Raw genomic sequence first — 13,904 nt, 5'->3', positions numbered from 1 at the left:
ACAGTTGACAAATCATCTGATGAATATTAGAATATAGTTAAAGAAAACGCTTACGACTTTGTCGTAGAAAACATTTAGGAGGAATTTCCAATGGAAAAACATGTTGAGCAACGTGTCGAAGACGTTACTTATAACAAGGCTAAATTATGGCAGATTATATTGTTTGCAATGAATAATTCGTCGACCAATATCTACTTAGTTGCCTTCACTTTTGTGACTTATTTATCGACAGGGGTACTTGGTTTAGCAGCCCTGTTTGTCAGTCAGATGATGGGCTATATTCGTATCTTTGATGGTTTCATCGATCCTACAATCGGAGTTATCATTGATAAAACGGATACAAAGTTTGGTAAATATCGTCCTATTTTGGTTTTAGGGAATATTATCACAGCTTCCTCACTCTTTATGATGTTAGGCTTAAGTGGAATTAGCGAAAATTTGCGTCTACCATTGTTCCTAGTTGTTTTAATTATTCATAAAATTGGTTATTCGTTGCAACAAACGATTACTAAAGCAGGGCAAGTTGCGCTTACCAATGATCCAAAACAACGTCCGATCTTTAACATTATTGATGGTATTGCGACAACTGTGTTGATGACTGGTAGTCAGGTTGTTGTATCAGGAACCTTGGTTCCGAAACATGGTGGTTTCACCCCAAGTTTCTTCCAAGAATTGTTCCTCGGTGTAGTAGTGATTTCAGCTGTTCTGGGTATTCTTGCTATTATCGGTATTTGGGAGAAAGACAATAAGAAATACTTTGGTCTTGGTGAGAAGACACAAGAAACGAAGTTGAAAGACTACTGGAAAGTTATCAAAGGAAACAAACCTTTGCAGGTTCTTTCAATCTCTGCAGCTTTTGTAAAATTTGTTGCTCAACTGTTTGGAGATTCCGTTATCGGGGTTATGCTGTATGGTATTATCTTCGGTGACTATGCTCTTTCTGGAAAAATGTCTATGCTGTTGATTTTGCCAGGTATTCTTGTAACAGTTGGTGCTGCGCAATTGGCTCGTCGTAAAGGTTTACGATTTGCCTATATTACAGCGCTTCAACTTGGGATTGCTGGTCTTGTGACTTTGGCAGCGATGCTCTTTTTAGCTAAACCAGGTATGTTGGATTTGACAAATTGGAATCTTTACACAATCGGCTTCTTTGTTGTTTATATCATTGCTCGCTACGCATCTAGTGCTCCATCTGGTTTGGTATTGACCATGGGTGCGGATATTACAGACTATGAAACTTCAGTATCTGGTCGTTACTTGTCAGGTATGATTGGGACTATCTTCTCATTGACAGACTCAATTGCTTCTTCATTTGCCCCAATGGTTGTTGGATTTGTATTAGCAGGTATCGGTTTTGGCAAAGAGTACCCAACCGTTGAAACAGCATTCTCAACAGATTTGAGAATGGCACTGATTGTCCTATTGACAGTGATTCCAGCAGCGGTATTGAGCGTATCCTTGTTCTTGATGAAATTCTACAAACTAGACCGTGAAGAAATGGCTCGTATTCAAGAGAAAATCCATGTTATGAAAGCGGCAAAAGATGAGGAACGTGTGCGTGCAATTGCGAAAAATGTTCCATTATCTGATATGGATTATGTAGATGTAACTCAATATAAGGTTGACCAATACGACGATAAATAATACAATAACGACCTAGCTGGAGGAGTCCAGCTGGGTCTTTCATCTAGGAGGCGGTATGAAAAAAATCTTAGCATTTGGAGAAGTTTTGTTGCGGCTATCTCCTCCTCATTATCAGACCTTAACACAGGCTACCGGTTTAGATTGTCAGTTTGGTGGTTCGGAGTTGAATGTTTTAGCCAGCTTGGCTCAGCTGGGGCATTCAGTTGAGTTGGTGACGGCACTTTCGGAAAATGAAGTTGGGAAAATGGCAGAACACTTTCTCTTTGCACGGCAGATTGGACAGAAGCATCTGATTCGAAAAAAAGGAAGGCTGGGGCTTTATTATTATCAAAAGGGCTTCTCTCTTAGACCTAGCCAGGTGACCTATGATCGGGATTATTCTGCCTTTAGCTTATCCAAGGAAGAAGATTATGATTTGGAAGGCATGTTTGACGGTGTCGATTGGTTTCATGTCAGTGGTATAACGGTCGCTTTGAATCCAAATATTTATCGACTGGCCTTTCGTTTGATGGAAATGGCAAAGGAGCAGGGTGTTAAGGTTTCCTTTGACTTGAATTATCGAGAAAGTTTGTGGTCTTCTTTTGAAGAAGCAAGGGAAAAACTATCTCCCTTTGTGCAATTGGCGGATATCTGCTTTGGCCTAGAGCCTATTCAACTCTTCAATGAATCTGGAAAAGATGTGAAGGATGAATTGGGGTTGAAGCGTCCTTATGAAGATAAGGATACCTTGCTGAAGGTTGTTAAAGTTTTAGCAGAGAACTATTCTTTGCAGGGTCTTGCTTTTACCCAGAGGGAAATGACCTACAATAATGAATATTTGTTGAAGGCATACTTGTATCAAGATGGTATTCTTTATGAAACGGAAAAAGAATCCATTCAAGTTTTGGACCGAGTTGGGACAGGGGATGCCTTTACAGCAGGAATTATTTTGGGCTATTTGCAGGAAAAAACGCCACAAGAAATAGTCGACTTGGGGATGGCTAGTTTTCAATTCAAACATACCATTGAAGGGGACATTAATGTCATCAGTCAATCGGATATTGATTTGCTATTGAAAAAAGGGTCACGTGAAATAAAACGATAGAAAGAAGGAAAAAGTATGTTGTATCCAATACAAACAAAAACACGCTCAGTCTATTCCTTAAATGGAATATGGAAATTTAAACAAGGGAACAATGATGTTCATACTCTGTTAGATACAGATGAAGTAATGGTTGTACCGAGTTCTTTCAATGATGTTGTTGTCGATAAAGCAAAGCGTCGTTTTGTCGGTGATAATTGGTATGAACTGATGGTAGCTCTTCCAGTAGTAGCTGATGATGAGGAGTTAGTTGTACGCTTTGGTTCGGTGACACATCAGGCAAAAGTTTATGCAGATGGTCAGTTAATCGGGGAACATAAGGGTGGTTTTACCCCTTTTGAATGCTTGATTCCATCAAACTTATACGATGCTGACCAATTCCGATTGACGGTTTGTGCCAATAATGAACTAAATTATACAACCCTCCCAGTAGGGAATTATAGTGAAGAAGTGGATGAGAATGGCCAAATTGTGAAGACTGTTAAGGAAAATTTTGACTTTTTCAACTATGCTGGTATCCAGCGAACGGTTCATCTCTATAAACGTCCAAAAAATAGGATTGAAGATATTGTTATTCGGACAGAGATAAATCAAGATTTGACTCAGGCGGTAGTAAATGTTGATGTGAAGGCAGTTGGTTACTATGATTCAATTTGTATTCATATTTTAGATCAAGAGGGACAGGAAGTGGGGGTTCTTGAAAATGGACAAATGGTCATTGAACATCCACGCCTTTGGGAGGTTTTGGATGCCTATCTCTATATTGCTAAAGTTGAATTATTTGACGGAGAAAACTTGCTAGATACCTACTCAGAACAATTTGGTATTCGTAGTGTAGCAGTTGAAAATGGGCAATTTTTCATCAATGGAAAACCTTTCTATTTCAAGGGATTTGGTAAACATGAAGATACCTTTATTAATGGTCGTGGTTTCAATGAAGCAGCCAATCTGATGGATTTGAATTTGCTTAAAGATATTGGAGCAAATTCCTTTAGGACATCTCATTATCCCTATTCTGAGGAAATGATGCGGCTGGCAGATCGTTTGGGGATTGTCGTCCTTGATGAAGTGCCAGCAGTTGGCCTGTTCCAGCTTTTCAATGCAGCATTGAATTTGGCAGGTGATTCTGAAGAAGTAAAAAATACTTGGGAAGTTATGCAAACCAAGGAGGCTCATGAGATGGTGATTGATGAATTGATAGCTCGTGATAAGAATCATCCTTCTGTAGTGATGTGGGTTGTTGCCAATGAACCGGCAGGGCATGAAAAGGGAGCACGTGCTTATTTTGAACCTCTGATTCAGCGCATGAGGGACAGAGATCCTTCTAAGCGTCCTGTGACCTTGGTCAATATTATGACAGCAACGCCTGATAAGGATGAGGTTATGGATTTGGTCGATGTTGTCTGTCTCAATCGTTACTATGGTTGGTATGTTGAACATGGTGACTTGAAGGCAGCAGAAAAGGGCTTGAGACAGGAATTAGAGACCTGGCAAGGGCTTTATCCAGACAAGCCAATTTTGATTACGGAATATGGTGCAGATACTCTTCCAGGTTTGCATTCAATGTGGGATATTCCTTATACAGAGGAATTTCAGGTGGATTACTACGATATGAACCATCGCGTCTTTGATTCAATTCCTAATCTAATCGGTGAGCAAGTCTGGAATTTTGCGGATTTTGAAACCACGGTTGGACTCATTCGTATTCAAGGAAATCACAAAGGATTGTTCTCAAGAAATAGACAACCCAAGCAAATTGTAAGAGAAATCAAGAAACGTTGGACTGCCATTCCAAACTACCATTATAAGAGGAAATGAGCTATAATAGTAGCAAATAGAAAGTTGTAATGGAGGACCAAGCACATGGCGAAACCCTTGGTAGAAAAAGCATCAGAACGCTTATTGGAATTGATTTTGGAAAGAGGATATGAAGTTGGTGACAAGCTTCCAAATGAGTATGAATTGGCCCAAGATTTAGAAGTTGGACGTTCGACTGTTCGTGAAGCTGTTCGAAGTTTGGCTACTCGAAATATTCTGGAGGTGCGGCAAGGGTCGGGAACTTACATCAGTTCCAAAAAAGGAGTTTCAGAGGATCCTTTAGGTTTTTCGTTGGTCAGAGACCGTGTGAAACTGACGACAGATTTGTTTGAAGTGCGGTATTTGCTTGAACCGAGAATTGCGGAGCGTGTCGCTCAATTTGCCTCGGATGAAGACATTGCTCGACTAGAAGAAATTGTCTTTGCTATTGAAGAGGCGGTAGCTGCTGGAGATTCGAAGCATCTGGAATTGGATGTGCAATTTCACTGTATGTTGGCGGAGATGAGTGGGAATCTGGCAATGACTAGTCTCATGCCTGTCATTAATCAATCTATTCATCTAATCAATGAAAATTATTCAAATCGTCAGATGAAATCGGATAGTTTACAGGCCCACAGGAATATCTTAATGGCTATCAAGCAACGTCACCCTGTTGCAGCATATGATAGCATGTTAGCACATATTACATCAGTAAGACAGGTTGTTTTAAGCGAATGGTTCGATAAAGATATGACTTTGCATGGTCTCAACGATCATAAATAGAAATACGAAATAGACTGCCCAGAATAATTTTCTGGGTATTTTTTTGCATTTTTCTTGACAAATCATCTGATGAATTATATACTATAACTATAAAATGATAACGCTTTCTAATTGGAGGTCAAGATGTTAAAGCAATTAAAAGAAAATTACTTTTTCGCAGTGATTCGAGGAAAAGATGAAGAAGATGCGAAAGAAATCGCTCGCCATGCGATTTTGGGAGGTATTCGAAATATTGAAATTACATTTTCGACTCCAAATGCAGCGACAGTTATCAAAGAATTACAAGAGGAGTTCTCAGATGATTCTTCCGTAGTCATTGGGGCGGGAACAGTAATGAATCTTAAGTTGGCACAAGCAGCCATTGATGCAGGTGCTAGTTTTCTGGTTAGTCCTCATTTTGATAAAGAAATTCAAGACTTGGCGCAAGAGGCTGAGGTATTCTACTTCCCAGGCTGTGCAACTGCAACGGAGATTGTCACAGCTAGTCAGGCGGGATGTCCTATTATCAAGCTTTTCCCTGGTGGCGTGTTGGGGCCTGGATTTATCAAGGATATTCACGGCCCTGTGCCTGAAGTGGATCTGATGCCTTCTGGTGGTGTATCAGTTGATAATGTTGCAGATTGGAAAAAGGCAGGCGCTTGTGCTGTTGGAGTTGGTTCGGCTCTGGCAAGTCGAGTACAGGCTGAAGGCTATGAAAGTGTAACGACGATTGCTCGCAGTTTTGTTGCAGCTTTGGAGGGATGAAATGAGTTTTAATGACAAAAACTTTATGCTAAAAAATGAGCCTGCTAAGGAGCTTTACGGGAAAATAGCAGAGCTTCCTATCTATGATTTCCATTGCCACTTGGATCCTAAGGAAATTTTTGAAGATAAGGTTTATGAAGATATTGTTGATCTGTGGCTGGGGGGTGACCATTATAAGTGGCGCTTGATGCGGGCTAATGGTATCTCAGAAGAAGAAATCACAGGTTCAGCAAGTAAACTAGATAAGTTTAAGGCCTGGGCAAGAACCTTGGAACGGGCTTTCGGAAATCCTCTTTATCATTGGAGTCATTTGGAATTGCGACAGGTTTTCGGTGTTGAGGAATTGTTGACCGCAGAAAATGCAGAGCGACTCTATCATCAGCTCAATACTTATTTGCAAGAACATCAAGTTAGTCCACGGAAGTTGATTGCGGATGCTAGGGTGACCTTTATTGGGACTACTGACCATCCATTAGATACACTAGAATGGCATAAGTGCTTGGCTGAGGACTCGACCATAGATACTGTAGTGGCACCGACTTTCCGACCAGATGAAGCTTTTATAGAACATCGAAATTTCAATCCATTTATGAAACGCTTGGAAGAAGTCACAGGGGTAGCAGTAAGAGACTTTGCAAGTTTTGTAGAGGCACTTGGTCAGCGCGTTTCCTATTTTGCTCAACACGGTTGCCGAGCAAGTGACATCAGTTTTACGACTATTTCCTATGAAGAGGCTACCCTCGAAGAGTTGGATGAAATTTTACTAGCAAGACTGGCAGGTAAAGAGGCTGGCCAATCCAGTATCAATAAATGGCAGACTGCTATCTTTAGAGAATTGTGCCGATTGTATAAGAAACATGGCTTTGTGACACAAGTTCACTTTGGTTCTTTACGGAACAACCATACCGGACTATTTGAAAAACTTGGAGCAGATGTAGGTGTGGATTCGATTGGAGACCAGACATGTCTGACAGTGAATTTGAATCGTTTGTTAGATAACTTGGTCAGGGAAAATGCCCTTCCAAAAATGATTTGGTACAATCTCAATCCGAGTTACAACATTGCTCTGGCCAATACTTTGGCGAATTTCCAGTCCAATGAGGAAGGGCTTCGTAGTCAGCTACAATTTGGTGCTGGTTGGTGGTTCAATGATACCAAGTTGGGCATGATTGACCAGATGAATGCCTATGCAGAACAGGGCATGCTTGCTAATTTTGTTGGTATGTTGACAGATTCGCGTAGCTTTTTATCTTATCAACGGCATGATTATTTCAGACGCATTTTAGCGACCTATGTTGGTCAATGGATTGTTGATGAAGAAGTGCCTGAAGATTACAAGCGTTTAGGCCAGTTTGTAGAAGCCATATCCTATTACAATGCCAAAGAATTTTTTGAACAATAAAGGAGAGTAAATCATGAAAATGTCATTTCGATGGTACGGGAAAAAAGATCCTGTGACACTGGAAGAGATTAAAGCAATCCCTGGTATGCAGGGAATCGTAACAGCTGTCTATGATGTGCCAGTTGGTCAAGCTTGGCCCCTTGAAAACATTCTAGAGCTGAAAAAAATGGTCGAAGATGCAGGACTTGAAATTACTGTTATTGAATCCATTCCTGTTCATGAAGACATCAAACAAGGGAAGCCAAATCGTGATGAGTTAATTGAAAACTATAAAACTTCCATCCGTAATGTCGGGGCTGCAGGTATTCCAGTTGTATGCTATAATTTCATGCCTGTGTTTGACTGGACCCGTTCAGACTTGCACCACCCACTTCCAGATGGTTCAACTTCTTTAGCTTTCCTTAAATCTGATTTGGCAGGTGTTGATCCTGTGGCGGATGATTTGAACTTACCGGGTTGGGATTCGTCCTACTCCAAGGAAGAAATGAAGGCGATTATTGAAAATTATCGTCAGAATATCTCTGAAGAAGATTTATGGGCGAATTTGGAGTATTTCATCAAAGCGATTCTGCCAACGGCTGAGGAAGCTGGAGTCAAAATGGCTATTCACCCTGATGACCCTCCGTATGGAATTTTCGGATTGCCACGTATTATTACTGGTCAAGAAGCCGTTGAACGATTTTTGAATCTCTATGATTCAGAACACAATGGAATTACCATGTGTGTAGGATCCTATGCTTCTGATCCGAAAAATGATGTCCTTGCCATGACGGAATATGCTCTCAAACGCAATCGTATCAATTTTATGCATACGCGCAATGTGACGGCAGGTGCTTGGGGCTTCCAAGAAACTGCACATTTGTCACAGGCTGGTGACATTGACATGAACGCTGTTGTTAAATTATTGGTGGACTATGACTGGACTGGTGCCTTGCGTCCAGACCACGGTCGTCGTATCTGGAGAGACCAGACCAAGACACCTGGTTATGGTCTGTATGACCGAGCCCTTGGGGCAACCTACTTTAACGGTCTCTATGAAGCCAATATGCGAGCAGCAGGCAAGACACCAGATTTTGGAATTACAGTCAAAACAGTTGGAAATAAGGAGAGCTAATATGTCACGTGTTATTGAGTTTAAGGATAAGGTTGTTGTTATTACAGGTGCAGGAGGCGTGCTTTGTGGCTATTTGGCAAAAGAATTTGCTAAGGCAGGCGCAAAGGTTGCGCTTTTGGACTTAAATGAAGCTGCGGCTCAGGTCTTCGTTGATGAGATTGCAGCAGCAGGAGGCGTTGCGAAAGCATATAAATCTAACGTTCTTTCTAAGGAAAATTTGGAAGAAGTTCGCCAGCAAGTCCTAGCAGATTTTGGCCCTGTAGATATTTTAATCAATGGTGCAGGAGGCAATAATCCAAAAGCGACAACGGACAATGAATTCCATGAGATTGGACTGCCAGCTGAGACCAAAACTTTCTTCGACTTGGATGAGGCAGGTATCAACTTTGTATTCAATTTGAACTATTTGGGAACCTTATTGCCAACACAGGTCTTTGCACAGGATATGATTGGTCGCTCGGGAGCAAATATTATCAATATTTCCAGCATGAATGCCTTTACTCCTTTGACAAAAATTCCAGCCTACTCAGGTGCCAAGGCTGCTATTAGTAATTTTACCCAATGGTTAGCAGTCCATTTTTCAAAAGTTGGTATTCGTTGTAATGCGATTGCGCCTGGATTTCTGGTTACCAACCAAAACCGTGGCTTGCTATTTGACGAGTCAGGTCAACCGACCGCACGTGCCAACAAGATTTTGACCAATACACCAATGGGGCGTTTTGGTGAAGCGGAAGAGCTAGTCGGCGGAGTCTTCTTCTTGGCAGACGAGAATTTGGCAAGTTTTGTCAACGGTGTTGTTTTACCGATTGACGGTGGCTTCTCAGCCTATTCAGGAGTTTGATGATGAAAACGGATTACGTATTTTGTGTGGACTCTGATGGCTGCGCCATGGACACCATGACCTACAAACATAAACTCTTTTTCGGTCCCTTGGCTGCGGAAGTTTTTGGTGTTGAAGATAAAGAACCATTTTTAGCTGAATGGAATCGAGTTAATCTCTACTCACGAGAACGTGGCATTAACCGTTTTGTCGGCTTAGTTAAAGCTCTAGAATTTGCAGGTGTGACTGGTATAGATAACTTGAAAAATTGGGTCGTTACTACAGATTCTTTGTCAAATGCTTCTCTGGAAAGATTGATAGAGGAGCAGCCGTCAAAAGACTTGGAATTAGCTTTAGAATGGTCCACTCAAGTCAATCAAGCCATTAAGAAGTATAGTGGACCAGTTTTAGCCTTCATCGGCGTTCACAAGGGCTTGGAAAAATTGAGCCAGTTAGGAAAAGTCTACGTAGTTTCTTCTGCTAATAAGGAAGCGGTAGAAGAAGAGTGGACAGACCAGGGTTTGATGGACTTTGTTACAGAATTGTACTGTCAAGACCGTGGCAAGAAAGAAGATGTCATCAAACTGTTAATAGAGGAAGGGTATTGTCCTGATAAGATTATGATGATTGGTGACTCGCCAGGTGATTTGAAGGCGGCGGAACTCAATAATGTTCACTTCTATCCCATTTTAGTAGGACAAGAGATGCAATCTTGGGCGGATTTGACAGAAACGATTGCAGATGACTTTGTTCATCAAGCATTCACAAATGAGAAAGAAATAGAATTGACACAGGCATTTTGGAATAATTTAGACGACTAGAGAGAAGGGCTAGAGGCGCTATGCCCTCTAGCTTTTTTGGAGGCAAACATGACACATTTAGTAGATTTACGGAAGAAACCTTACAGCCTTGATGAAGAGGCTATTTCTTGGATTGAAGAAACTATTGCTCAGATGACCTTGGATGAAAAAATCGGTCACCTCTTTGTCAACATGGGGAGCCAGCGGACAGAAGAATATCTGACTGGAGTATTAAATGATTATAAGATTGCTGCTGTTCGTTACAATCCTGGACCTGCTGTAGATATTTGGGAGCAAAACTATATTTTGCAGACCAAGTCTAAAATTCCTCTCTTGATTGCAGCCAATACCGAATCTGGTGGGAATGGCGCTGTTACGGACGGAACGAAAATTGGGGATGAGATCAAGATTGCTGCGACAACCGATCCCCACTATGCTTATGAAATGGGGAAAGTTGCAGGACTTGAAGCAGCTGCAGTAGGCTGCAATGCCTCCTTTGCACCGATTATGGACCTCAGTCGTAATTGGCGCAATCCAATCATTGCAAACCGAACATGGGGAGCTAATGTAGACCAAGTCATTGAATTATCCAAAGAATACATGCGAGGTATTATGGAGCATGGCATTGTGCCGTTTGCTAAGCATTTCCCAGGCGATGGTATTGATGAACGTGACCATCATCTCTCTTTTGCTTCGAATCCCATGACCAAATCTGAATGGATGGAAACATTTGGACGGATTTATGGTGAGATGGCTGACGCAGGTCTCCCAGGTATTATGGCGGGGCATATTCATTTGCCAAATGTTGAGAAAGAAATGCATCCAGAACGTGAATTGGATGATATGTTGCCAGCTTCGCTGAATAAAACCCTCTTGGATGAATTGCTTCGTGGAGAATTAGGTTACAATGGCGCCATTGTCACGGATGCTAGTCACATGATTGGTATGACAGCCTCTATGCCACGTCGTGAGTTATTGCCTACAGCTATTGAGGCAGGTTGTGATCTTTTCCTTTTCTTCAACGATCCAGAAGAAGATTTGCAATGGATGAAAGAAGGATTGGAAAATGGTCTGCTTTCTGAGGAACGCCTCCATGATGCTCTTCGTCGTACCTTGGGCTTGAAAGCTAAACTCGGTCTTCATCAGTTTGAAGGTCGTCGTCAGGAAATCATGTTGCCAAAAGAAGAAGCACTGGCTTTGATTGGTAGAGATGAGGCGAAACAGCTTGCAAAAGAAATAGCTGACAAGGCGATTACCTTGGTAAAAGCCAAACAAGAAGGAATTTTCCCCGTCAATCCAGAACGCTACAAACGGATTTTGTTGGTAGAAGTAGATGGCTATAAGGGTGGTTTTGGCGCCATGATCAATGCTGGCAAGAAGAGAGCAGCCGATACGCTGAAAGAACTATTAGAAGCTCGAGGTCACCAAGTATCTATCTGGGAAAATACGGAGGCACGGATTGCTAAATTACCAGAAGAAGAAAGACCAGCAGCGATTGCGAATGTCTATGCTTCCAAGCGTCCTATTGCCGAAATCACAGATAACTATGATTTGATTATCGATTTAGTCGATGTCAACTCAGGAGGGACAACTCAGCGGATTATTTGGCCAGCTGCTAAGGGAACGCCAGACCAGCCTTTCTATGTTCACGAAATTCCAACCATTGTCGTCTCTGTTCAGCACCCATTTGCACTTGCAGATATGCCACAGGTTGCAACCTATATCAATGCCTACGATGGCTTGCCAGTCACATTAGAAGCCTTGGTTGCTAAACTAGCAGGAGAGTCAGACTTTACAGGAGTATCACCTGTAGATGCCTATTGTGGCTTGGTAGATACACAGATTTGGCGCGGAAAATAAGGAGGAAAGAATGCCTAGATTGGTTGATTTGCGGAAGAAACCCTATTGTTTGAATGATGAGCAGCTTACCTGGGTAGAAAATACCTTGGCTCATCTGACTGATGAAGAAAAAATCGGTCAATTGTTTGTTAATCTATTCTTCTTCGGAGGAGACGCTTTTAGCGGAAATAATCTGAGTAATAAGGAATTGATGAACCGATATCACATAGGTGGTGCTCGTTATATGAATGGCAGTCCAGAACAGGTACAAGGACTGATTAACGAGTTGCAAAGCTATTCAAAAGTACCTCTCTTGGTTGCAGCGAACTGTGACTCAGGTGGAGATGGGGCTGTGAAAGGCGGAACCTATATTTCCTCAGGTGCTCAATCGGAAGCTAGTCGGGATCCTCGTATTCCCTACCTAGCAGGTCTCGTATCTGCGAGAGAGGAGACTGCATTAGGTGTAAATGTCAACTTTGATCCGTGCGTGGACATTGTACAGAACTGGCGCAATACGATTGTCAATACCAGAGCCTACGGCACAAATGCGGATGATGTGATTGCCTATACCAGTGCCTATTTAGAAGGATTGACTGCTGAAAGAGATGTTATTCAATGTATCAAGCATTTCCCAGGAGATGGTACAGAAGAACGTGATCAGCATCTAGTCCTCGGTGTCAATGAACTCTCTCCAGAAGAATGGGACAATAGTTTTGGTCGTGTCTATCGTCATCATATTGAAGCTGGTGTTGAGATGATTATGGCAGGTCATATAGCCTTGCCATATTACCAGAAAGAACTGAATCCAAGTTTGATGGACGAAGATATTTTGCCTGCAACACTGGCTCCTGAATTGATTCAAGATTTATTGAAAGAAAAATTGGAATTCAATGGCTTGGTTATAACAGATGCCAGCCACATGTTGGGGATGACAGCAGCCATGCGTCGTGAAGACTACGTACCTGCAGCCATTGCTGCGGGTTGTGATATGTTCTTATTCTTCAATAACTTAGAAGAAGATTTTGAATTTATGCTCAATGGCTACCGCAAGGGAGTGATTACTGAGGAAAGACTTCATGATGCTCTCCGTCGCATTTTAGGTCTGAAAGCCAAACTCAATCTGCATATCAAACAAGCAGAAGGAACCTTATTAAAATCAAACGATGAATTGGCTATTATTCGCTGCGAAGAACACTTGGCTTGGCAACGTGAGGCGGCAGACAAAGCAATTACGCTGTTGAAGGATACCCAGAAAAATCTTCCAATTAGTCCAGAAACCCATCGCAGAATCCGTTTGTATTACCTAGAAGGTGAAAAAGAAGGCATTATGGCGGCAAATACAGAAGTGGTTGATAACCTTAAAGCTGCCTTGGAAGCGCGTGGTTATGAAGTGACTGTCAATGATGGTACGACTCGGATCAAAGGAAAAACGTTGCAATACCGAGAAGAAGTTGATTTAGCCTTGACTGTTGCCAATGTCATTGGATATGGAGCGCAGAATAATTACCGCATCCAGTGGAAAACGGCCATGTCCAATGAAGTTCCTTGGTATGTACATGAAGTTCCAACCATTTTCGTTTCACTAAACTATACAACTCACCTTCATGATGTTACCATGGTCAAAACTGCTATCAATGCCTACCATCATAATAAAAACACGATTGAATCTCTCCTTGATAAATTAGAAGGAAAAGATGACTTCTATGGTGTGCCAAATGAGAATGTTTGGGCCAATAAATGGCAAGCAAAACTATAAAACTAAACTCCTTTCTATCCTAGATAGAGGGAGTTTTTCTAGGGATATGTACCTTTGTCAATGATGTGAGACCAGAAAGGTGAAATTGAAGTTATCCATTTGTTAAGCTTTACTAGGAGCTAGC

Annotated in this window: 11 protein-coding genes; all 11 read left to right on the top strand. The window is 41.7% G+C overall.

Annotation, left to right across the window (positions count from 1 at the left end; all coding sequences use genetic code 11):
- Positions 1-90 precede the first annotated feature (90 nt).
- The 11 genes from ACHBIF_RS04785 to ACHBIF_RS04735 all read left to right on the top strand — a co-directional run bounded on the left by ACHBIF_RS04785 (position 91) and on the right by ACHBIF_RS04735 (position 13,780).
- Positions 91-1,644 (top strand): MFS transporter, encoded by a 1,554-nt coding sequence (locus ACHBIF_RS04785; protein WP_105111685.1) that lies wholly within the window; start codon positions 91-93, stop codon positions 1,642-1,644.
- A 55-nt stretch (positions 1,645-1,699) separates the two neighbouring features.
- Positions 1,700-2,728 (top strand): sugar kinase, encoded by a 1,029-nt coding sequence (locus ACHBIF_RS04780; RefSeq protein WP_105111686.1) that lies wholly within the window; start codon positions 1,700-1,702, stop codon positions 2,726-2,728.
- A gap of 15 nt (positions 2,729-2,743) precedes the next feature.
- Complete coding sequence (gene uidA, locus ACHBIF_RS04775; protein ID WP_105111687.1) at positions 2,744-4,543, top strand: beta-glucuronidase; 1,800 nt, start codon at positions 2,744-2,746, stop codon at positions 4,541-4,543.
- A gap of 45 nt (positions 4,544-4,588) precedes the next feature.
- Positions 4,589-5,305: a FadR/GntR family transcriptional regulator gene (locus ACHBIF_RS04770; protein WP_105111688.1), complete on the top strand. Its 717-nt coding sequence runs from the start codon at positions 4,589-4,591 to the stop codon at positions 5,303-5,305.
- Between the two features lie 123 nt (positions 5,306-5,428).
- Positions 5,429-6,049, top strand: a complete 621-nt coding sequence (locus tag ACHBIF_RS04765) for a bifunctional 4-hydroxy-2-oxoglutarate aldolase/2-dehydro-3-deoxy-phosphogluconate aldolase (protein ID WP_105111689.1) — start codon at positions 5,429-5,431, stop codon at positions 6,047-6,049.
- 1 nt (position 6,050) lies between these two features.
- Positions 6,051-7,451 carry a glucuronate isomerase gene (gene uxaC / locus ACHBIF_RS04760; RefSeq protein WP_172009137.1) on the top strand — a complete coding sequence of 467 codons (1,401 nt, stop codon included), beginning with the start codon at positions 6,051-6,053 and terminating at the stop codon, positions 7,449-7,451.
- A gap of 13 nt (positions 7,452-7,464) precedes the next feature.
- Entirely contained in the window at positions 7,465-8,565 is a 1,101-nt protein-coding gene (locus ACHBIF_RS04755) for a mannonate dehydratase (RefSeq protein WP_172009138.1), read from the top strand.
- A 1-nt stretch (position 8,566) separates the two neighbouring features.
- Positions 8,567-9,406 carry an SDR family oxidoreductase gene (locus ACHBIF_RS04750; protein WP_024400735.1) on the top strand — a complete coding sequence of 280 codons (840 nt, stop codon included), beginning with the start codon at positions 8,567-8,569 and terminating at the stop codon, positions 9,404-9,406.
- On the top strand, positions 9,406-10,206 hold the full coding sequence (locus ACHBIF_RS04745) for an HAD family hydrolase (RefSeq protein WP_172009139.1): 801 nt from the start codon (positions 9,406-9,408) through the stop codon (positions 10,204-10,206). Before ACHBIF_RS04750 ends, ACHBIF_RS04745 begins: the two co-directional genes overlap by 1 nt.
- A gap of 48 nt (positions 10,207-10,254) precedes the next feature.
- Positions 10,255-12,045: a glycoside hydrolase family 3 protein gene (locus ACHBIF_RS04740; RefSeq protein WP_172009140.1), complete on the top strand. Its 1,791-nt coding sequence runs from the start codon at positions 10,255-10,257 to the stop codon at positions 12,043-12,045.
- A gap of 10 nt (positions 12,046-12,055) precedes the next feature.
- Positions 12,056-13,780, top strand: a complete 1,725-nt coding sequence (locus tag ACHBIF_RS04735; RefSeq protein WP_105111694.1) for a glycoside hydrolase family 3 protein — start codon at positions 12,056-12,058, stop codon at positions 13,778-13,780.
- The last annotated feature ends 124 nt before the right edge of the window (positions 13,781-13,904 follow it).

Origin of the sequence: Streptococcus sp. A11 (assembly GCF_043674225.1) — a bacterium.
Taxonomy (GTDB): Bacteria; Bacillota; Bacilli; order Lactobacillales; family Streptococcaceae; genus Streptococcus; species Streptococcus suis_V.
The sequence above is the reverse complement of the archived record's forward strand: the minus strand, read 5'-3'. Positions and strand labels throughout refer to the sequence as shown.